At 40.1% G+C, this 19585-nt stretch carries 22 protein-coding genes and 1 pseudogene; 20 read left to right on the top strand and 3 right to left on the bottom strand.

All coding sequences use genetic code 11. The features are described 5' to 3' along the window. Positions 1 to 19 precede the first annotated feature (19 nt). The 8 genes from ACLNCW_RS08475 (at position 20) to dnaJ (ending at position 7609) form a co-directional block, all read left to right on the top strand. Positions 20 to 340, top strand: coding sequence for a PadR family transcriptional regulator (locus ACLNCW_RS08475; RefSeq protein ID WP_237447200.1), 321 nt, complete (start codon positions 20 to 22; stop codon positions 338 to 340). Further along, positions 340 to 927: a DUF2812 domain-containing protein gene (locus tag ACLNCW_RS08470; protein ID WP_237447225.1), complete on the top strand. Its 588-nt coding sequence runs from the start codon at positions 340 to 342 to the stop codon at positions 925 to 927. The genes ACLNCW_RS08475 and ACLNCW_RS08470 overlap by 1 nt, the downstream gene beginning before the upstream one ends. A gap of 34 nt (positions 928 to 961) precedes the next feature. After that, positions 962 to 1471 carry a DUF2812 domain-containing protein gene (locus ACLNCW_RS08465; RefSeq protein WP_020903112.1) on the top strand — a complete coding sequence of 170 codons (510 nt, stop codon included), beginning with the start codon at positions 962 to 964 and terminating at the stop codon, positions 1469 to 1471. Between the two features lie 164 nt (positions 1472 to 1635). Continuing rightward, positions 1636 to 2670 carry a heat-inducible transcriptional repressor HrcA gene (gene hrcA, locus ACLNCW_RS08460; protein WP_000255759.1) on the top strand — a complete coding sequence of 345 codons (1035 nt, stop codon included), beginning with the start codon at positions 1636 to 1638 and terminating at the stop codon, positions 2668 to 2670. Positions 2671 to 2696: 26 nt separating this feature from the next. Beyond that, positions 2697 to 3221 carry a nucleotide exchange factor GrpE gene (gene grpE, locus ACLNCW_RS08455; RefSeq protein ID WP_424846007.1) on the top strand — a complete coding sequence of 175 codons (525 nt, stop codon included), beginning with the start codon at positions 2697 to 2699 and terminating at the stop codon, positions 3219 to 3221. Between the two features lie 366 nt (positions 3222 to 3587). Beyond that, entirely contained in the window at positions 3588 to 5411 is a 1824-nt protein-coding gene (dnaK, locus tag ACLNCW_RS08450) for a molecular chaperone DnaK (RefSeq protein WP_000034667.1), read from the top strand. A 229-nt stretch (positions 5412 to 5640) separates the two neighbouring features. Continuing rightward, on the top strand, positions 5641 to 6273 hold the full coding sequence (locus tag ACLNCW_RS08445; RefSeq protein ID WP_424846005.1) for a DJ-1/PfpI family protein: 633 nt from the start codon (positions 5641 to 5643) through the stop codon (positions 6271 to 6273). Between the two features lie 199 nt (positions 6274 to 6472). Then, positions 6473 to 7609: a molecular chaperone DnaJ gene (gene dnaJ, locus ACLNCW_RS08440; protein WP_001066308.1), complete on the top strand. Its 1137-nt coding sequence runs from the start codon at positions 6473 to 6475 to the stop codon at positions 7607 to 7609. Between the two features lie 278 nt (positions 7610 to 7887). Here the strand turns inward: dnaJ and ACLNCW_RS08435 are convergent, their stop codons facing one another. Together ACLNCW_RS08435 and ACLNCW_RS08430 are read right to left on the bottom strand one after the other, a co-directional pair. Continuing rightward, positions 7888 to 8175, bottom strand: a complete 288-nt coding sequence (locus ACLNCW_RS08435) for a hypothetical protein (protein ID WP_049487998.1) — start codon at positions 8173 to 8175, stop codon at positions 7888 to 7890. A 9-nt stretch (positions 8176 to 8184) separates the two neighbouring features. After that, entirely contained in the window at positions 8185 to 8595 is a 411-nt protein-coding gene (locus ACLNCW_RS08430) for an HIT family protein (RefSeq protein ID WP_424846003.1), read from the bottom strand. A gap of 67 nt (positions 8596 to 8662) precedes the next feature. Here ACLNCW_RS08430 and ACLNCW_RS08425 point away from each other — a divergent pair, with 67 nt between their 5' ends. Beyond that, on the top strand, positions 8663 to 9394 hold the full coding sequence (locus tag ACLNCW_RS08425) for an ABC transporter ATP-binding protein (RefSeq protein ID WP_424846001.1): 732 nt from the start codon (positions 8663 to 8665) through the stop codon (positions 9392 to 9394). Next, positions 9391 to 10440, top strand: coding sequence for an ABC transporter permease (locus ACLNCW_RS08420; RefSeq protein ID WP_424845999.1), 1050 nt, complete (start codon positions 9391 to 9393; stop codon positions 10438 to 10440). The genes ACLNCW_RS08425 and ACLNCW_RS08420 overlap by 4 nt, the downstream gene beginning before the upstream one ends. Before the next feature lie 58 nt (positions 10441 to 10498). On the opposite strand, the gene ACLNCW_RS08415 is transcribed toward ACLNCW_RS08420, so the two are convergent. Then, positions 10499 to 10828: a helicase BlpT gene (locus ACLNCW_RS08415; RefSeq protein ID WP_424845997.1), complete on the bottom strand. Its 330-nt coding sequence runs from the start codon at positions 10826 to 10828 to the stop codon at positions 10499 to 10501. A 295-nt stretch (positions 10829 to 11123) separates the two neighbouring features. Here ACLNCW_RS08415 and ACLNCW_RS08410 point away from each other — a divergent pair, with 295 nt between their 5' ends. From ACLNCW_RS08410 to nusA, 10 genes and pseudogenes are all read left to right on the top strand, one after another. Then, entirely contained in the window at positions 11124 to 11861 is a 738-nt protein-coding gene (locus ACLNCW_RS08410; protein ID WP_125454617.1) for a response regulator transcription factor, read from the top strand. Between the two features lie 13 nt (positions 11862 to 11874). After that, complete coding sequence (locus ACLNCW_RS08405; protein ID WP_125454616.1) at positions 11875 to 13215, top strand: sensor histidine kinase; 1341 nt, start codon at positions 11875 to 11877, stop codon at positions 13213 to 13215. Positions 13216 to 13902: 687 nt separating this feature from the next. After that, positions 13903 to 14259 (top strand): hypothetical protein, encoded by a 357-nt coding sequence (locus tag ACLNCW_RS08400; protein ID WP_153209250.1) that lies wholly within the window; start codon positions 13903 to 13905, stop codon positions 14257 to 14259. Positions 14260 to 14622: 363 nt separating this feature from the next. Continuing rightward, on the top strand, positions 14623 to 15027 hold the full coding sequence (locus ACLNCW_RS08395) for a hypothetical protein (protein WP_020902196.1): 405 nt from the start codon (positions 14623 to 14625) through the stop codon (positions 15025 to 15027). 352 nt (positions 15028 to 15379) lie between these two features. Beyond that, a pseudogene (locus ACLNCW_RS08390) lies at positions 15380 to 15574 on the top strand (hypothetical protein); the annotation flags it as partial. 26 nt (positions 15575 to 15600) lie between these two features. Next, a complete protein-coding gene (locus ACLNCW_RS08385; protein WP_261020665.1) occupies positions 15601 to 16212 on the top strand; it encodes a CPBP family intramembrane metalloprotease in 612 nt (203 codons plus the stop codon). Positions 16213 to 16373: 161 nt separating this feature from the next. Then, a complete protein-coding gene (ccrZ, locus tag ACLNCW_RS08380) occupies positions 16374 to 17168 on the top strand; it encodes a cell cycle regulator CcrZ (protein ID WP_000362999.1) in 795 nt (264 codons plus the stop codon). Then, on the top strand, positions 17165 to 17800 hold the full coding sequence (trmB, locus tag ACLNCW_RS08375) for a tRNA (guanosine(46)-N7)-methyltransferase TrmB (protein ID WP_001266094.1): 636 nt from the start codon (positions 17165 to 17167) through the stop codon (positions 17798 to 17800). Before ccrZ ends, trmB begins: the two co-directional genes overlap by 4 nt. Before the next feature lie 125 nt (positions 17801 to 17925). Further along, positions 17926 to 18405, top strand: a complete 480-nt coding sequence (gene rimP, locus ACLNCW_RS08370; protein ID WP_125454612.1) for a ribosome maturation factor RimP — start codon at positions 17926 to 17928, stop codon at positions 18403 to 18405. Positions 18406 to 18448: 43 nt separating this feature from the next. After that, positions 18449 to 19585 carry a transcription termination factor NusA gene (nusA, locus tag ACLNCW_RS08365; protein WP_000032285.1) on the top strand — a complete coding sequence of 379 codons (1137 nt, stop codon included), beginning with the start codon at positions 18449 to 18451 and terminating at the stop codon, positions 19583 to 19585.

Raw genomic sequence — 19585 nt, 5'->3', positions numbered from 1 at the left:
AAATAGGAGGTGCTTATAAATGGAATTAACGGATAAGATTCGTCGAGTTTATCTTCCGATGACGGAAACGGGATTTTATATCTTGTTCTGTCTACAAAAGGAACGTCATGGTTATAGCATTACGCAAAAGGTCAAGTCGATGACAGATTCGCAAGTTTCCATTAGTCCTGGAACTATGTATGGAACCTTGTCAAAGATGGAAAAGGATGGCTTGATTTCTTTTGTCCGAGAGGAGGAAAAACGGAAAATCTATCAGATCACAGACTTGGGACGCAAAGTCTTAGATATTGAATTGAAACGTATTGAACGACTCTACAGAAATAGTCTGGAGGAAGGATGATGGAAAAGAAAATTGTTAATCGAATTTTTACCATTGCGGATTATGATAGAGAAGCTTTATATCTTAGAAAAATGCATGCTGAGGGCTGGAAACTTAAGGAAGTAAGCTACTCTAACTTAGTAGTTGCGGTTAAGTATACTTTTGAAAAGTGCCAACCGGAGCAAGTGTCTTATCAGTTGGACCTTTATCCCATGAAAAAATCAGAGAGAGCCTCCTATTTACAACTATTTAAAGACTGTGGCTGGGAGCATATTACAGACTTTAATGGTTTTTCCTACTTTAGAAAGCTTCATTCTGGAATTGAGTCGGATGCCGAGTTTGAAATTTATAATGATGCGTCTGGGAAGTTAGCTGTGGTTAAACGGATTTTAATAATTCGGATGATTCCTATTTTGCTTATCTTTTTGCTTATCTTTTCGGCTCTACTACCGGTTTTCTCAAAGTTTGTCAGTGGAGATAGTTCTTTCAGTTGGGACATGTTTTTGATTGTCTTAATAGATTTTGTTTTATTGATAATTAATGCGATTCAGATTTCTTATGTTTTGTGGAGATTGAGTCAAAAGTGGAAAGAATTATCTAATAAATAACACCAGGCATGTTTTCTAATTTTGGGGTGATACAATGGTTAGCAGAGTAGAATTTCGAATTTTCACTATTCTTAATTTGGACAAGGAAGAAGAATATTTACATGAGATGCATTTGAAAGGTTGGAAATATGGTAGGAATTGTTTTGGTTTTTTCTATTTTGACCAATGTCAACCGGAAGATGTCATCTACCGTATCTATGATTCTAGATTTCTTAAAAAGTATAAGCATGAACTGCAAGATTTTAGAGATAGAGGTTGGGAATTGATAGAAACAGGTTTTTGTTCAATTCTTCGTAAATCGTCTTCTGATTTACTTCCAGAGGATCAAGTCTATATGAGTAAGGGGCTCAGATGGGCAGTTATACAATATAGACTTCGTTTATGTGCAACTACTTTCTTAGGTGGTCTTGTTGTTTGCATGAGTTTGTTTAGAGAAGATCTTTCTATATCTTTCTTCATTATTTTTGTTTTGTATGCTTTACTGATTTCTTATCTAATCTATGGTTATTTCAGATTAAAAAGGAAATATCAAGTAGGTGGATAGTAAAGTTTCTAGGTCTTTAGACTGATTTTTAGCACTCTTGGCAAAAGAGTGCTAATTTTTTGAGTTTTTGTCTTGACATTCTCTTTTAAGGGTGTATAATAGAATCATAAGTTAGCACTTGGGTGTATCGAGTGCTAATTGATCAGACAGAGAGGAGTGATGAGATGGTTACAGAGCGTCAGCAGGATATTCTGAATCTGATTATTGACATCTTTACCAAAACGCACGAACCTGTCGGATCCAAAGCCTTGCAAGAGTCTATTAACTCTAGCAGTGCAACCATTCGTAATGATATGGCGGCTTTAGAAAAGCAAGGTTTGCTTGAGAAGGCCCATACTTCAAGTGGTCGGATGCCAAGTGTTGCTGGTTTTCAGTACTATGTGAAACACTCACTGGATTTTGACCGATTGGCTGAAAATGAGGTTTATGAGATTGTCAAAGCCTTTGATCAGGAATTCTTCAAATTGGAGGATATTCTGCAAGAGGCTGCTAATCTGCTAACAGACCTGAGTGGCTGTACGGTAGTAGCACTGGATGTTGAGCCGAGCAGGCAACGTTTGACAGCCTTTGATATCGTTGTTTTGGGGCAACATACAGCCTTGGCAGTATTCACCCTAGACGAATCTCGAACGGTTACCAGTCAGTTTCTGATTCCAAGGAACTTTTTGCAGGAGGATTTGCTGAAACTGAAGAGCATCATTCAGGAACGTTTCCTCGGCCACACCGTTCTAGATATTCACTACAAGATTCGGACGGAGATTCCGCAGATTATCCAGCGTTACTTTACAACAACGGATAATGTGATTGACCTCTTTGAACATATCTTTAAGGAAATGTTCAACGAAAACATTGTGGTGGCGGGCAAGGTCAATCTCTTGAATTTTGCCAATCTAGCAGCCTATCAGTTCTTTGACCAACCTCAAAAGGTGGCTCTGGAGATTCGTGAGGGGTTGCGTGAGGATCAGATGCAAAATGTCCGTGTTGCGGACAGTCAAGAGTCCTGTCTAGCAGACCTAGCGGTGATTAGTAGCAAGTTCCTCATTCCTTATCGGGGAGTTGGAATTCTAGCCATTATCGGTCCAGTCAATCTGGATTACCAGCAGCTAATCAACCAAGTCAATGTGGTCAACCGTGTTTTGACCATGAAGTTGACAGATTTTTACCGCTACCTCAGCAGTAATCATTACGAAGTACATTAAGATTGAAATCATTAAAGGAGGCGAAAATGGCCCAAGATATAAAAAATGAAGAAGTAGAAGAAGTCCAAGAAGAGGAAGTTGTGGAAACTATAGAAGAAACAACTCCTGAGAAGTCTGAATTGGACTTGGCAAATGAACGTGCAGATGAGTTCGAAAATAAATACCTTCGCGCTCATGCAGAAATGCAAAATATCCAACGCCGTGCCAATGAAGAGCGTCAAAACTTGCAACGTTACCGTAGCCAGGACTTGGCAAAAGCGATTCTCCCTTCTTTGGACAACCTTGAGCGTGCACTCGCAGTTGAAGGTTTGACAGATGATGTGAAGAAGGGCTTGGAAATGGTGCAAGAAAGCTTGATTCATGCTTTGAAAGATGAAGGAATCGAAGAAATCGCAGTTGACGGTGAATTTGACCATAACTACCATATGGCTATCCAAACTCTCCCAGCAGACGATGAACACCCAGCAGATACCATCGCCCAAGTCTTCCAAAAAGGCTACAAACTCCATGACCGCATCCTACGCCCAGCAATGGTAGTTGTCTACAACTAGGCAATTCTGACGGTAGCTAAAGCAACTCGTCAGAAAACGGCAATCGCTATGGCGTTTGCCTAGCCTTCTTACTAACTCGTCGTCGAAATAATATCGATTTCGACTTCTCGTGTCGTAACATAAATACATTGAAAACTTGTCCGAAACGACGATAAACTATGAAGAAAGATAAAAAGTAGTTCAGCTTTGCAATAGTGAGCGAAGCGAACCAAAGGCGATACTCTTCGCCGTGGCGCTATTTGCGCAAACTTTGAGACCTTAGGCTCAAAGTTTAGTCAAAGAGATTGACGAAGTCAAGCTCTGACGGCGCCGCCACCTAAGAAGAGTATCAAAAAGAAAAAAAGATAAAATTAAGGAGAAAAACACATGTCTAAAATTATCGGTATTGACTTAGGTACAACAAACTCAGCAGTTGCAGTTCTTGAAGGAACTGAAAGCAAAATCATCGCCAACCCAGAAGGAAACCGTACAACTCCATCTGTAGTCTCATTCAAAAACGGCGAAATCATCGTTGGTGATGCTGCAAAACGTCAAGCAGTTACAAATCCGGATACAGTTATCTCTATCAAATCTAAGATGGGAACTTCTGAAAAAGTTTCTGCTAACGGAAAAGAATACACTCCACAAGAAATCTCAGCTATGATCCTTCAATACTTGAAAGGCTACGCTGAAGACTACCTTGGTGAAAAAGTTACTAAAGCAGTTATCACAGTTCCAGCTTACTTCAACGATGCCCAACGTCAAGCAACAAAAGACGCTGGTAAAATTGCTGGTCTTGAAGTAGAACGTATCGTCAACGAACCAACTGCAGCCGCTCTTGCTTACGGTTTGGACAAGACTGATAAAGAAGAAAAAATCTTGGTATTTGACCTTGGTGGTGGTACATTCGACGTCTCTATCCTTGAATTGGGTGACGGTGTCTTCGACGTATTGTCAACTGCAGGGGACAACAAACTTGGTGGTGACGACTTTGACCAAAAAATCATCGACCACTTGGTAGCAGAATTCAAGAAAGAAAACGGTATTGACTTGTCTACTGACAAGATGGCAATGCAACGTTTGAAAGATGCAGCTGAAAAAGCTAAGAAAGACCTTTCTGGTGTAACTTCAACTCAAATCAGCTTGCCATTTATCACTGCTGGTGAAGCTGGACCTCTTCACTTGGAAATGACTTTGACTCGTGCAAAATTTGACGATTTGACTCGTGACCTTGTAGAACGTACAAAAGTTCCAGTTCGTCAAGCCCTTTCTGATGCAGGTTTGAGCTTGTCAGAAATCGACGAAGTTATCCTTGTTGGTGGTTCAACTCGTATCCCTGCCGTTGTTGAAGCTGTTAAGGCTGAAACTGGTAAAGAACCAAACAAATCAGTAAACCCTGATGAAGTAGTTGCTATGGGTGCTGCCATCCAAGGTGGTGTGATTACTGGTGATGTTAAAGACGTTGTCCTTCTTGACGTAACACCATTGTCACTTGGTATCGAAACAATGGGTGGAGTATTTACAAAACTTATCGATCGCAACACTACTATTCCAACATCTAAATCACAAGTCTTCTCAACTGCAGCAGACAACCAACCAGCCGTTGATATCCACGTTCTTCAAGGTGAACGCCCAATGGCAGCAGATAACAAGACTCTTGGACGCTTCCAATTGACAGATATTCCAGCTGCACCTCGTGGAATTCCTCAAATCGAAGTAACTTTCGACATCGACAAGAATGGTATCGTGTCTGTTAAGGCCAAAGATCTTGGAACTCAAAAAGAACAAACTATTGTGATCCAATCAAACTCAGGTTTGACTGACGAAGAAATCGACCGCATGATGAAAGATGCAGAAGCTAACGCTGAAGCAGATAAGAAACGTAAGGAAGAAGTTGACCTTCGTAACGAAGTAGACCAAGCTATCTTCGCAACTGAAAAGACTATCAAGGAAACTGAAGGCAAAGGCTTCGATGCAGAACGTGACGCTGCCCAAGCTGCTCTCGATGACCTTAAGAAAGCTCAAGAAGACAATAACTTGGACGAAATGAAAGCAAAACTTGAAGCATTGAACGAAAAAGCTCAAGGCCTTGCTGTTAAACTCTACGAACAAGCAGCAGCAGCCCAACAAGCTCAAGCAGGAGCAGAAGGCGCACAAGCAACAGGAAACGCAGGTGATGACGTCGTAGACGGAGAGTTTACGGAAAAGTAAGATGTTGATGCGTTAAGAAAACGAAAGAAAAATAGGAAGCCATCGCCTTGTGCGATGCACAAAAGATGGCTTATCTTTTTTCCAAAGTTTTTAGCTGAAACTCAGTTAAGCCTAACTCGTTAAGAATGACTAATCACAAAGGTGCTTTGTCTAAATGTAATAATGATAAGAAGAAATCCAGAGGTTGCAACCCAGCCTCTGTTTTTCGATAAAATAGAGGATGTTGCGTATGAAAAAAGTACTTTGTATCATTTATCCTAATTTTTCTCTTTATGAGATAACTACTTTAACGAGTACTTTAACTCTGTCTTTTGATATCACGATTGATTATGTCGCTTCTGAGAATTCGATGGTGGTCTCTGAGGATGGTTTGTCCTGTCAACCGACGAAAACATTGGATCAGATCCGTATAGAAGATTATTCTTGTGTGATTTTACCAGGAATGGTAAATATAGGTCCTGCTCTACAAGATGAGCAATTGATCTCGTTTTTGAGAAGTCTTAATGAGCAAGATATCCTAATTGCAGCCATTTCTTCAGCGCCCCTTTTATTGGCGAAAGCAGGCTTGTTGAACGACACGAAATTTACAGGTGGAATTTGGCAAAACTTCTTTGACTATTTTGAATTTCTTCCACGTGAGAATTTCCAACCGAAAGTTCTTGTCCAAGATAAACAAATCATTACGGCTATCGGTTTTGCACATCAAGAGTTTGCAAGAAAAGTGATTTTCGGTTTAGGGTTGGCAGAGAATACGGACAATTATTTTAAAGAACAGAACGAGTATGCTGAAGAGGATTTGATATTTACTCTATCAGATGAAGAGTTTGATCAAGTGAAGCAGAGTATAGAAAACAGCCTCTAAAGATTTACATAAAAATTATAGAAAGGAACAAAGAGTGTTCAGGGAATTGAACACGGGTTCCCAAATTTATTACTCAATATAAAAGAAAGGAATTGAACCCGACCTAAATTCTCGGAAAAAAGATAAATCTGCCTAGGAGCATCGCTCCAGCGTCAGATTTCCTATTTTTCAGTCGAATTTTACGGTCTTGGTATCTTGTATGAACAATACTGAATTTTATGATCGTCTGGGGGTGTCAAAAAACGCTTCGGCAGACGAGATCAAAAAGGCTTATCGTAAGCTTTCGAAAAAATATCACCCAGATATCAATAAGGAGCCTGGTGCTGAGGAAAAATACAAGGAAGTTCAGGAAGCCTATGAGACTTTGAGTGACGACCAAAAACGTGCGGCCTATGACCAATACGGTGCTGCTGGAGCCAACGGTGGTTTTGGTGGAGCTGGTGGTTTCGGCGGTTTCGATGGGGCAGGAGGCTTCGGTGGTTTTGAAGATATCTTCTCAAGTTTCTTCGGCGGAGGCGGTGCTTCACGCAATCCAAATGCTCCTCGTCAGGGGGATGACCTCCAATACCGTGTGAATTTGACCTTTGAAGAAGCTATTTTTGGAGCTGAAAAAGAGGTTAAGTACAATCGTGAAGCAAGCTGTAGTACATGTAATGGCTCAGGTGCTAAGCCAGGAACAAGTCCAGTCACTTGTGGACGCTGTCATGGTGCTGGTGTCATTAACGTCGATACGCAGACTCCGCTTGGTATGATGCGTCGTCAAGTAACCTGTGATGTCTGTCATGGTCGCGGAAAAGAAATCAAAGATCCATGTACAACATGTCACGGAACAGGTCATGAAAAACAAGCCCATAGTGTACATGTAAAAATCCCTGCTGGTGTGGAAACCGGTCAACAAATTCGCCTAGCTGGTCAAGGTGAAGCAGGATTTAACGGTGGACCTTATGGTGACTTGTATGTAGTGGTTTCTGTGGAAGCCAGCGATAAGTTTGAACGTGAAGGAACCACTATCTTCTATAATCTGAACCTTAACTTTGTCCAAGCAGCTCTTGGTGATACAGTTGATATCCCAACGGTTCACGGTGATGTTGAATTGGTTATTCCAGAGGGAACTCAGACTGGTAAGAAATTCCGTCTACGTGGCAAAGGAGCTCCGAGTCTTCGAGGCGGTGCGGTTGGTGACCAATACGTTACTGTCAATGTCGTAACACCGACAGGCTTGAACGACCGCCAAAAAGCAGCGCTTAAAGAATTCGCAGCTGCTGGTGATTTAAAAGTCAATCCAAAGAAAAAAGGCTTCTTTGACCATATTAAAGATGCCTTTGAAGGAGAATAAAATTAAAAAGAGCCGAGTGGCTCTTTTTGTTTATAGATTTTTTAAGACTTTCCTTAAGTAATGACGGACGGTAGCGACCTTCTTCGAAGTTCCATACCTAAACTTTGAGCCTAGGTCTCAAAGTTTCCGAACACCTGAAACCAAACTATTTCAGGTGTTTTCATTACGTCGGAAAGTCTTCGATTAGTGGTGCAACGATGAATGAGTTGTCTAAATTGTGATGTATAGTTGATGGGATATAACTTGTTTACGTTATAAAAAGAGCCGAGTGGCTCTTTTTACTTGTCTTCAGTTTCCTGTGTTTCTTTGATCACAGCTAGTCTGGTCTGGATATCCTTTTCCAAGACCTTAAACTTGTAAGTCAGGTCTTCTTGATATTCCTTGATGAGTTCTTTTTGTTGGTCGATGATTTGCAGGCTATTTTGGATAATATCCACATCGTCCTTGATAGCTTGAACGCGGTCAGTGGTATTCAAGACTTCATCTGTGATGGTTTGGCGATTTTTTGTGACCAGATAACTTCCGGCTGCAGCTCCTGCAAATAGCAGTAGGTTGGATAATTTCATAACAACTCCTTATGCGTTTTTGATGGTTTCAGCGACTTGAGCAAGTTTGTCAAAGTCAGGTTCGTGGGCGATAAAATCAATCTTGAGGTCATCGTCCGCACTGTAGCGAGGCACGAGGTGAACGTGGGTGTGAAAGACTGTTTGACCTGCGATTTCTTCACAGTTGGCAATGATATTCATGCCAGCAGCTTTGGTAGCTTTCATGACTTTTTGTGCTACTTTTGGCACTTGGGCAAAGAGTTGGCTGGCGCTAGTAGCGTCCATCTCCAAAAGATTGCGATAGTGTTTTTTTGGTACGACCAAGGTGTGTCCTGGTGTCACTTGAGAGATATCAAGAAAGGCAAGGAGCTGCTCATCTTCGTATACTTTTGAAGCAGGAATTTCCCCTGCGATGATTTTACAAAAAATGCAATCTGACATAAAATCTACCTCTACTGTATTGAATTTTGATATAATATAGCTACATTATACCAGATTTGGAGAAAATATGTTAGAAATTAAAAACCTGACAGGTGGTTATGTTCATGTCCCTGTCTTGAAAGATGTGTCCTTTACTGTTGAAAGTGGGCAGCTGGTCGGTCTGATTGGTCTCAATGGTGCTGGTAAATCGACGACTATTAATGAGATTATCGGTCTGTTGACACCTTATAGCGGTTCTATCAATATCAATGGCCTGACTCTTCAAGAAGATGCGACTAGCTACCGCAAGCAGATTGGTTACATTCCTGAGACGCCTAGTCTGTATGAGGAATTGACCCTCAGAGAGCATATCGAAACGGTTGCTATGGCTTATGGTATTGAGCAGAAGGTGGCTTTTGATCGAGTAGAACCTTTGTTAAAAATGTTCCGTCTGGACCAGAAATTAGATTGGTTCCCTGTTCATTTTTCCAAAGGGATGAAGCAGAAGGTCATGATTATTTGTGCTTTTGTGGTGGATCCAAGTCTCTTTATCGTGGATGAGCCTTTTCTTGGTCTTGATCCGTTGGCTATTTCTGACTTGATTCAGCTTTTGGAAGTGGAAAAGCAAAAGGGCAAGTCCATTCTCATGAGTACCCACGTGTTAGATTCGGCGGAAAAGATGTGTGATGCTTTTGTTATTCTCCACAAGGGTGAGGTGCGTGCCAAGGGGAATCTCCTGCAACTGCGCGAAGCCTTTAACATGCCTGAGGCTAGTTTGAATGATATTTACTTGGCTCTGACCAAAGAGGAGGAGCTATGAAAGACTTGTTTTTAAAGAGAAAGCAGGCTTTTCGTAAGGAGTGTGTCGGTTATCTGCGCTATGTTCTCAATGACCACTTTGTCTTGTTCCTGCTTGTTCTGCTAGGCTTTCTAGCCTACCAGTACAGTCAACTCTTACAACATTTTCCTGAAAATCATTGGCCTATCCTTTTATTTGTAGGAATTACGTCTGTTTTACTTTTGCTTTGGGGAGGAATTGCCACCTATATGGAGGCTCCAGACAAGCTCTTTCTCTTGGTCGGAGAAGAGGAAATCAAGCTCCACCTCAAGCGTCAAACGGGCATTTCCCTAGTCTTTTGGCTCTTTATCCAGACCCTCTTCTTGCTGTTATTTGCGCCCCTATTTTTGGCAATGGGTTATGGTTTGCCACTTTTTCTGGTCTATGTGCTTTTATTGGGGGTAGGAAAATATTTCCTCTTTCGTCAAAAGGCCAGCAAATTTTTCACGGAAACTGGACTGGACTGGGACTATGTTATTACCCAAGAAAGCAAGCGTAAGCAAGTCTTGCTTCGTTTCTTTGCTCTCTTTACCCAGGTCAAGGGAATTTCAAACAGCGTCAAGCGTCGTGCCTATCTGGACTTTGTCCTAAAGGCTGTTCAGAAGGTGCCTGGGAAGATTTGGCAAAATCTCTATCTGCGTTCTTATCTGCGAAATGGAGATCTCTTTGCGCTCAGTCTCCGTCTACTCCTACTTTCCTTGCTGGCGCAGGTCTTTATCGAGCAAGCTTGGATTGCGACAGCAGTGGTGGTTCTCTTTAACTACCTCTTGCTCTTCCAGTTGCTGGCCCTCTATCATGCCTTTGACTACCAGTATTTGACCCAACTCTTTCCACTGGACAAGGGGCAAAAGGAAAAAGGCCTGCAGGCAGTGGTCCGAGGATTGACCAGTTTTGTTTTACTTGTGGAATTAGTCGTCGGCCTTGTGACCTTCCAAGAAAAACTAGCCCTTCTAGCCTTACTGGGAGCTGGTTTGGTTTTACTAGTCTTGTATTTACCTTATCAGGTAAAACGTCAGATGCAGGATTAATGCCTATATGACACTAAAAAAGAAGTTGAGTTCAGTTTGTCTCAACTTCTTTTATTTTCTACAAGATAATGGTTGGCCCGTAGAGGCTCAACTTGGTCTTGACTTGGTCAAAGTGGAAGCGGTCATAGGCCCGCCAAGCGGCGCGAGTTGGAGTATCTGGATCAAGAGCGCTGAGTCCCATGAGAAGACTGGAAGTCTGGTAAAATTTTTCCAATTCAATCAAGACTCGATTATCCACTGTTTCAGCCTTGGCTAGAAAGCCAAGAATAGAGTTTAGTTGCTCCTGAAAGCGGACGTCATCAGCGCTTGCCTGTTTGCATGCTTTGTAGGCTTTGTTTAAGTCAGTAATCAAAGTCTGAGCTCTTTTGATAGGGTCTGTATCTGTCATGAGAATTCCTCCTTTAATCTGGGTGCTAGTCTTGTTTCTAGCAACTGTGTTTTGATACTGTCAGTTTATCACTTTTATCTCCTTTTTCACCATAAAATCTTTAATTGCCCTTGAAATTTCCTGAATGGTACTGTTAAGATTTTATGATAAAATAGTGGTAAGATTATCATGCTTATTTGAGGAACAAGACACCCTTCAGGAGCGTTAAAGGCCTGTTTAGGATTTGGTGGGCTTGTATCATAGTATTTTTGCTATTCTCTTTTTAGGAAGAAATTGAAACAAGGAGAGTAAGAAGATGAGAATATTTGTTTTAGAAGATGATTTTTCCCAGCAGACTAGGATTGAAACGACGATTGAGAAACTCTTGAAGGAACATCATATCACTCCCAGCTCTTTTAAAGTTTTTGGCAAACCAGACCAGCTGCTGTCAGAGGTGCATGAGAAGGGAGCCCATCAGCTATTCTTTTTGGATATTGAGATTCGAAATGAGGAGATGAAGGGTCTGGAAGTGGCTAGAAAGATTCGGGATCGAGACCCCTATGCCCTGATTGTCTTTGTGACGACTCACTCAGAGTTTATGCCCCTGTCCTTTCGCTACCAAGTGTCTGCTCTGGACTACATTGATAAGGCCTTGTCAGCAGAGGAGTTTGAATCTCGTATCGAGACAGCCCTCCTCTATGCCAATAGTCAAGATAGTAAAAGTCTGGCGGAAGATTGTTTTTACTTTAAATCAAAATTTGCCCAATTCCAGTATCCTTTTAAAGAGGTCTACTATCTCGAAACATCGCCCAGAGCCCATCGTGTTATTCTCTATACCAAGACAGATAGGCTGGAATTTACAGCGAGTTTAGAGGAGGTTTTCAAGCAGGAGCCCCGTCTCTTGCAGTGCCACCGCTCATTTCTCATCAATCCTGCCAATGTGGTTCGTTTGGATAAGAAAGAAAAACTCCTTTTCTTTCCCAATGGTGGAAGCTGTATGATAGCGCGTTATAAGGTCAGGGAAGTGTCTGAGGCTATCAATAACTTACACTAAGTGAGGTAATGTAATGGAAATAGTTTGGAAGATAGTATATACATTTTTGATAGTTGGATTGGAATTGTTTATATTTTTTAAGGTGGATGGAATTGTTCTAACTCTGGAGAGATTTTTTAAAGCTTTTCTTTTTAAGTTACTTTTAGCAGTCGTTTTTGTAACGATTAACTATATAGTAGGAAATACTTACCTATCTTATTTTACGGAACCCTTGTACGGTATAGGCTTGTCTTTCTTATTGTTAAGAGGGCTTCCTAAAAAACTCCTTTTCTTTTATGGTCTCTTTCCAATGATATTGGTGAATCTCTTTTATAGAGGTATTTCTTATTTTGTGCTTCCATTTTTGGGACAAGAGCAAGTACATGATGATTACTCTTTGATTTGGTTGTGTATAATAATTTTCAATTTCTTCATTTCTCTAGCCTTTTTGAAATGGTTAGACTATGATTTCACTAACTTGAGAAGGGAGATTCTAGATAAAGCTTTTCAAAAGTCCCTTACTAAGATTAACTGGATAATGGGGGCTTACTATTTGGTGATACAAAATCTGTCTTACTTTGAATATGAACAGGGGATTCAATCAAAGACTGTTCGCCATCTCATCCTAGTCTTTTACTTGCTCTTTTTTATGGGAATTATTAAGAAATTGGATACCTATTTGAAGGACAAACTCCATGAGAGATTGGACCAAGAACAGGCCTTGCGCTACAGAGATATGGAGCGATATAGTCGGCATATAGAGGAGCTTTACAAAGAAGTACGGAGCTTTCGTCATGATTATACCAACCTCTTGACCAGCTTACGTCTGGGCATTGAAGAGGAGGATATGGAGCAGATAAAAGAGGTCTACGACTCGGTCTTAAAAGATTCCAGTGAGAAATTGCAGGACAATAAATATGATCTTGGACGATTGGTGAATATTCGTGATAAAGCCCTCAAAAGTCTCCTAGCAGGGAAATTTCTAAAAGCCAGAGATAAGAACATAGTCTTTAATGTCGAAGTTCCAGAGGAGATTCAGGTAGAGGGGATGAGCTTACTTGACTTTCTAACCATTGTGTCTATCCTTTGTGACAACGCTATTGAAGCCAGTGCAGAGGCTAGTCAACCTCATGTTTCAATCGCCTTTTTAAAAAATGGGGCACAGGAGACCTTTATCATCGAAAATTCCATCAAAGAAGAGGGCATCGATATTTCTGAGATTTTCTCCTTTGGAGCCAGTTCTAAAGGGGAGGAGAGAGGAGTTGGTCTCTATACCGTTATGAAAATTGTGGAAAGCCATCCCAATACCAGTCTCAATACCACCTGCCAAAATCAAATCTTTCGTCAGGTGCTTACTGTGATACATACAGAATGATAAAAAATAAGACCGAGAGTTCTTGTTTCTCGGTCTGTATGGCTGAATAGTTAATTAAAGTAGTTTTGAGTTACAGTAAATTGCTTGTATAAAATAATTTTCTCTATCATCAATTATAGGGAGAGGTTTCTAATTTTTGAAAATTAATTTTGCTATATCTACTTTTTATTTTTAGTTTTTAACAATCCTATTATAGATAGAGTTATTAAAGTTATGGACATTAAACTGCTAAAAATAAATACTTTTGATGTTAATCCAATAGAAAATAGTAATATTCCATAAAAAATATTGGATATGTAATAAATCTTACTCTTCATGATTACTTGCCTCCGAATATAGATTTTTGCTGTGTTACAAATGTGACAAGTTTAGTATAGCACTGTTTTTAAAAAAATTTCATCCAAATCTTGAATGGTTATTGAAACATCTTGAATTGAACAAAGAACTTTCTCCTTGCCAAAATAACGAATATCATTCATAAACCGAAAAATAATATATATTATCATTATTTTTTGCTATAATGGTTAATGAGCTTCCCATTCTTGTCTTCAATAAAAAATCAGTATTTGAAGAAAACTAGGAAACTAGTTATAGACAGTACTGCTTTACGGCGAGATGGTGTTGCAGTAGTTTGAAGAATATTTCTTGGGTTCGAAACAAAATACTATAGTATGTGAGGTATCATAAATGAATAAGAAATCCTTTTTTATCATCTGTTCTACGTTGATTATAGCATCGAATCTTCTCATGATTTCCGTGGTGAATAAGGGAGAAGAAACAGGGAGCAATCTGTTTGTGATTGCTATAGCCTGTGTTATGCTACCAGCCTTTTTATATGCAGTTGAAAACAGACTTACTTCAATGGTAAGAGTAGAATCAATACTCCTGATTCAGTTGACAGTTATTTCCCTACTCCGTCTTATCAACAGAATAGGGAGTACGCCTGAAATCCTCAACATTATCATTACCCTCCTGGTTTTGGCAGGTGGGACAGCCTGTATCCTGGTTGCAATCATGAGAATCTATCAGAACAGACGGAAGTAAGGGTGAATAGTTAGATCTTTACGTTGTTAAATTTCCCTAGGGCAAGTATGTTTTTCATGCTTGCTTTTTAAATTTTTTACAATTCAAGATGTTTTGATGACCATTTATGATTTGAGTGTTCCAAGGATAAAATGAGTGCTATACTAGCAGTGTAAAGGTTGTAGCTAAACTAAGATAAAGCATACATTTAGGAGGAAATTTTATGAAGAAAAAAATACTGATTATTTTCGTTCTATATCTGATCATGTCTACCCTTCTTTATCCGCTTAGGGAGAGTATTTGGTATCATCTATTTTATACCATAGCCTATATGATTGCGGTTGTGATCTATTTTGCTTTAACTAAAAAGAAAGGAGCAAAGAAATGAAAACTTTTCTTGCTAAAAAACGGAACATCTTCCTTACGAGATTGTTCCTAGGTCAGTTGCCTTTACTTGTCTCTACTTATCTATTTCTATCTCGTCAGTTTTTAAATTTTTCCTTGGTTTTCCAATTTCTTTTAGTGGTTATTAACTTGGCTTCTATTTTGGTCACTGTTTATCTCACTAGGGAAATGAGGATAAGAAAGTTTGAAGATGATGATTTGGTTAGTCCTAGAACCAATCAACTCATGTTCATCGGCTTGACAGGTTTTATGTCTATTATTTGTTTGTATAGAGGTGTCACAGCAGGAGAATCTTACCAACAACTAATTGCCTATATTGGCGCTATTCTCTGCTTGATTATTATGCTTCTACTCATTTGGGGCTTGAAGTATTATAAAAAGTAGGGGCTAATGAAGTTTTTGCAATTCAAGATGTTTCGATGACAGCTCAAGATTTGGATGAAAAACTTTAACAAATAGTGCTATACTGAAATTGTCAAAGTTGCAACGGGTGCTGCTACATTCTGTTAAAAATCGCTCTTGATTGATAAGCTGGATTTGTTAGGAAAGGAGTAAATAATTATGGATAAGAAAAAGATAGTTTCGACTATAATATGTATAGTATTTCTTGTAGTGTCAGTGGATAATTTTTTTAGAGATTTAACCCCGTTATTATTCATTTTAAATATTATTGGCCTAACTTGTTTTTTAGTGTTAACATACACTAACATAAAAGAGATACTCTTAAATATAAGTAAATGATGATTTGGTTAGTCCTAGAACCAATCAACTCATGTATATCGGCTTGACAGGTTTTATGTCTATTATTTGTTTGTATAGAGGTATCACAGCAGGGGAATTCTATCAGCAATTAATTGCCTAAATTGGGGCTATTCTTTGCTTGCTTATCATGCTTCTGCTCATGTGGGGCTTGAAGTATTATAAAAAGTAGGGAAGTTTGTTGAGGAGGATAGTTTTATGGAGTTTTTTGATAAATTTCATGCCTTGTGTTTTGGATTTTTAGTACTACTAATCGTCATTACAGTTCCTTATACGATTAACCATGGGGATTTTTTTCAAAATGAATCTGAATTGATTATTGTAAGTCTTCTAGTAACCTCGCTGAGTGTTGCTTATGCTAGAAAGTTTGATATGATTTCTTTTGGGATGTTAAGCAAGAAACAACTTTTACTTTTCATTGCAATCTTTCTTCTAAGTGTGCTTGAGACGCTGGTTTATATTCATTTCTTTGCTGTTTCTTCTGGCGCAGGAGTTCAACACTTATCGGAAGTCAGCAGAGGAATTTCTCTGTCTTTGATTTTGACTTCCTCAGTTTTTGGACCCATCCAGGAGGAACTCATTTTCAGAGGACTTCTTCAAGGTGCCGTTTTTGACAATTCTTGGTTAGGGCTTGTGCTAACTTCCTCTCTCTTTTCTTTCATGCATGGACCTTCTAATGTCCCTTCGTTTATTTTTTATCTACTTGGGGGCTTGTTACTGGGCTTTGCTTATAAAAAGAGCCAAAACCTATGGGTTTCTACTCTAGTTCACATGTTTTACAATGCTTGGCCACTCTTATATTATTTATAAAAATCATGAAAAGGTAAGCAGAAGACGGTGCTTGCCTTTTTCTTTCTATAATGATACCCAAGCCAATCCAGAGGCTTTTCTTTGAGAATCAGGTCTGGAGCGGTTGACGAATAGCCCAAAAACTAGTAGAATAGTAAGGAAACTTTATACGGAGGAAAGAAATGGATTTGGGTGATAATGAGCTAACACTGACTCCCATACCTGGGAAAAGTGGCAAGGCTTATATGGGTAGCTATCCTGATGGAAAGCGTATCTTTGTAAAAATGAACACCTCTCCAATCCTACCTGGTCTAGCTAGAGAACAAATTGCTCCACAATTATTATGGAGTCGCCGTTTGGCAGATGGGCGTGATATGTGTGCTCAAGAATGGTTGACAGGCAAGATATTGACCCCCTATGATATGAATCGTAAGCAAATCGTCAATATTTTAACTCGCCTACATCGCTCACGTCCTTTGATGACACAGTTGAGTCGTTTGGGATATGCCATGGAAACACCTGTAGATTTACTACAGTCTTGGCAAGAAACAGCTCCAGATGCTTTGCGTAAAAATCATTTTATCAGTGAAGTGATGGCTGATTTACGTCAGACTATTCCAGGATTTAGAGAGGACCATGCGACCATTGTCCATGGAGATGTACGACATAGTAATTGGATTGAGACAGACAGTGGCTTGATTTATTTGGTAGATTGGGATTCGGTTCGTTTGACCGACCGCATGTTTGATGTGGCCCATATGCTCTGCCATTATATTCCAGAACATCAGTGGAAGGAATGGTTGACCTACTACGGTTACAAGTACAATCAAACGGTATTAAATAAATTGTATTGGTACGGTCAATTGTCTTATTTGAGCCAGATTTCCAAGTATTATATGAACCAAGATTTAGAAAATGTCAATCGGGAGATTCATGGCTTGCGCCACTTCCGAGACAAGTATGGAAAGAGAAGATGAGAGTTAGAAATCGTAAAGGGGCGACAGAATTACTAGAGGCAAATCCCCAGTATGTGGTCCTCAATCCCTTGGAAGCCAAGGGAAAATGGCGGGACTTGTTTGGTAATGATAATCCCATTCATGTGGAAGTTGGAAGTGGAAAGGGTGCCTTTGTTTCGGGTATGGCCAAGCAAAACCCTGACATCAACTATATCGGGATTGATATTCAAAAGTCTGTTTTGAGCTACGCTTTGGACAAGGTGCTTGAAGTTGGAGTGCCTAATATCAAGCTCTTGTGGGTAGATGGTTCTGACTTGACTGACTACTTTGAAGACGGTGAGATTGATCGTTTGTATCTGAACTTTTCAGATCCTTGGCCTAAAAAACGCCATGAAAAGCGTCGTTTGACCTACAAGACCTTCTTGGATACCTTCAAACGTATCTTGCCTGAAAATGGAGAAATTCATTTCAAGACGGATAATCGTGGCTTGTTTGAGTACAGTTTAGTGAGCTTTTCTCAGTATGGCATGAAGCTCAATGGTGTCTGGCTTGATTTACATGCCAGTGATTTTGAAGGCAATGTCATGACAGAATACGAGCAAAAATTCTCCAACAAGGGGCAAGTTATCTACCGTGTTGAGGCAGAATTTTAAGAAATAGCCTGAAATCAGGCTGTATAAGTGCTTTTGCTTTACATAAGCTGGCAAACGTGCTATACTAAGAGTAAGAATATGAAAAGAGAGGCGGGGAAATATCTTCGCCTCTTGCTTATGAGGAGGTGGACGCAATCGCAACAATCGTAGAATTAGTCAGAGAAGTTGTAGAACCTGTCATCCAAGCACCTTTCGAACTCGTGGATATCGAGTATGGAAAGATTGGCAGTGACATGATTCTCAGTATTTTTGTAGATAAACCTGAAGGAATTACCTTGAACGACACGGCAGACTTGACAGAAATTATCAGTCCTGTCTTAGACACCATCAAGCCAGATCCCTTCCCAGAACAATATTTCCTAGAAATCACCAGTCCAGGCTTGGAACGTCCTTTAAAAACCAAGGATGCCGTTGCTGGAGCGGTTGGGAAATACATTCATGTCGGGCTCTACCAAGCCATCGATAAGCAAAAGGTCTTTGAAGGAACCTTGTTGGCCTTTGAAGAGGACGAGTTGATCATGGAATATATGGACAAGACGCGTAAGAAAACGGTCCAAATTCCATACAGTTTAGTATCAAAAGCACGTTTAGCAGTAAAATTATAGAAAAAGAAAGGATAGCTTTTGAGGATTCAAAAGTGAAGAAAACATGAGTAAAGAAATGCTAGAGGCCTTCCGCATTTTGGAAGAAGACAAGGGAATCAAAAAAGAAGACATCATCGACGCAGTAGTAGAGTCGCTTCGTTCCGCTTATCGCAGACGCTATGGTCAATCAGACAGCGTAGCTATTGATTTCAATGAAAAAACAGGTGATTTCACAGTCTATACTGTTCGTGAAGTTGTGGATGAAGTCTTTGATAGCCGTTTGGAAATCAGCTTGAAAGATGCTCTTGCCATTAATTCAGCCTACGAGCTTGGTGACAAGATCAAGTTTGAAGAAGCACCTGCTGAGTTTGGTCGTGTAGCAGCTCAATCTGCCAAACAAACCATCATGGAAAAAATGCGCAAGCAAACACGTGCCATCACTTACAATACTTACAAAGAACATGAGCAAGAAATCATGTCTGGTACAGTAGAACGCTTTGACAACCGCTTTATCTATGTCAACCTCGGCAGCATCGAAGCCCAATTGTCAAAACAAGACCAAATTCCTGGTGAAGTTTTTGCTTCTCATGATCGTATTGAAGTTTATGTTTACAAGGTTGAAGACAACCCTCGTGGTGTCAACGTCTTTGTTAGCCGTAGCCATCCAGAAATGATCAAACGTTTGATGGAGCAAGAAATTCCAGAAGTTTATGATGGAACTGTTGAAATCATGAGCGTGGCTCGTGAAGCAGGTGACCGTACTAAGGTTGCTGTTCGTAGCCATAATCCAAACGTGGACGCTATCGGTACAATCGTTGGACGTGGTGGAGCTAACATCAAGAAAATCACTAGCAAATTCCACCCAGCTCGCTATGATGCTAAGAGCGACCGTATGGTGCCCATCGAAGAAAATATCGACGTTATCGAGTGGGTAGCAGATCCAGCTGAATTTATCTACAATGCCATCGCTCCTGCTGAAGTTGACCAAGTTATCTTTGATGAAAACGACAGCAAACGTGCCTTGGTGGTTGTTCCTGATAACAAGCTTTCTCTTGCTATCGGTCGTCGTGGGCAAAACGTTCGCTTGGCAGCTCACTTGACTGGTTACCGTATCGATATCAAGTCTGCTAGCGAATTTGAAGCCATGGAAGAAGCTGGTTCGGTAGATTTGGAAGCAGAAAACGATACTGTAGAAGAATAA

The sequence above is a fragment of the Streptococcus sp. CL6.22 genome, assembly GCF_049738055.1.
Taxonomy (GTDB): domain Bacteria; phylum Bacillota; class Bacilli; order Lactobacillales; family Streptococcaceae; genus Streptococcus; species Streptococcus mitis_DJ.
Note: the sequence above shows the minus strand (reverse complement) of the source record. Positions and strands in the feature narration are given on the sequence as shown.

What these genes read in the sequence shown, in the direction of transcription:
- ACLNCW_RS08420 (WP_424845999.1), top strand. Translation starts at nt 9,391, where the DNA reads ATGAAAGACTTGTTTTTAAAGAGAAAGCAGGCTTTTCGTAAGGAGTGT.
- ACLNCW_RS08395 (WP_020902196.1), top strand. Translation starts at nt 14,623, where the DNA reads ATGAAAACTTTTCTTGCTAAAAAACGGAACATCTTCCTTACGAGATTG.
- ACLNCW_RS08415 (WP_424845997.1), bottom strand. Translation starts at nt 10,828, where the DNA reads ATGACAGATACAGACCCTATCAAAAGAGCTCAGACTTTGATTACTGAC.
- grpE (WP_424846007.1), top strand. Translation starts at nt 2,697, where the DNA reads ATGGCCCAAGATATAAAAAATGAAGAAGTAGAAGAAGTCCAAGAAGAG.
- ACLNCW_RS08405 (WP_125454616.1), top strand. Translation starts at nt 11,875, where the DNA reads ATGGAAATAGTTTGGAAGATAGTATATACATTTTTGATAGTTGGATTG.
- ACLNCW_RS08445 (WP_424846005.1), top strand. Translation starts at nt 5,641, where the DNA reads ATGAAAAAAGTACTTTGTATCATTTATCCTAATTTTTCTCTTTATGAG.
- ACLNCW_RS08475 (WP_237447200.1), top strand. Translation starts at nt 20, where the DNA reads ATGGAATTAACGGATAAGATTCGTCGAGTTTATCTTCCGATGACGGAA.
- dnaK (WP_000034667.1), top strand. Translation starts at nt 3,588, where the DNA reads ATGTCTAAAATTATCGGTATTGACTTAGGTACAACAAACTCAGCAGTT.
- nusA (WP_000032285.1), top strand. Translation starts at nt 18,449, where the DNA reads ATGAGTAAAGAAATGCTAGAGGCCTTCCGCATTTTGGAAGAAGACAAG.
- ccrZ (WP_000362999.1), top strand. Translation starts at nt 16,374, where the DNA reads ATGGATTTGGGTGATAATGAGCTAACACTGACTCCCATACCTGGGAAA.
- ACLNCW_RS08425 (WP_424846001.1), top strand. Translation starts at nt 8,663, where the DNA reads ATGTTAGAAATTAAAAACCTGACAGGTGGTTATGTTCATGTCCCTGTC.
- ACLNCW_RS08465 (WP_020903112.1), top strand. Translation starts at nt 962, where the DNA reads ATGGTTAGCAGAGTAGAATTTCGAATTTTCACTATTCTTAATTTGGAC.
- ACLNCW_RS08410 (WP_125454617.1), top strand. Translation starts at nt 11,124, where the DNA reads ATGAGAATATTTGTTTTAGAAGATGATTTTTCCCAGCAGACTAGGATT.
- ACLNCW_RS08435 (WP_049487998.1), bottom strand. Translation starts at nt 8,175, where the DNA reads ATGAAATTATCCAACCTACTGCTATTTGCAGGAGCTGCAGCCGGAAGT.
- ACLNCW_RS08385 (WP_261020665.1), top strand. Translation starts at nt 15,601, where the DNA reads ATGGAGTTTTTTGATAAATTTCATGCCTTGTGTTTTGGATTTTTAGTA.
- ACLNCW_RS08470 (WP_237447225.1), top strand. Translation starts at nt 340, where the DNA reads ATGGAAAAGAAAATTGTTAATCGAATTTTTACCATTGCGGATTATGAT.
- ACLNCW_RS08430 (WP_424846003.1), bottom strand. Translation starts at nt 8,595, where the DNA reads ATGTCAGATTGCATTTTTTGTAAAATCATCGCAGGGGAAATTCCTGCT.
- dnaJ (WP_001066308.1), top strand. Translation starts at nt 6,473, where the DNA reads ATGAACAATACTGAATTTTATGATCGTCTGGGGGTGTCAAAAAACGCT.
- hrcA (WP_000255759.1), top strand. Translation starts at nt 1,636, where the DNA reads ATGGTTACAGAGCGTCAGCAGGATATTCTGAATCTGATTATTGACATC.
- trmB (WP_001266094.1), top strand. Translation starts at nt 17,165, where the DNA reads ATGAGAGTTAGAAATCGTAAAGGGGCGACAGAATTACTAGAGGCAAAT.
- ACLNCW_RS08400 (WP_153209250.1), top strand. Translation starts at nt 13,903, where the DNA reads ATGAATAAGAAATCCTTTTTTATCATCTGTTCTACGTTGATTATAGCA.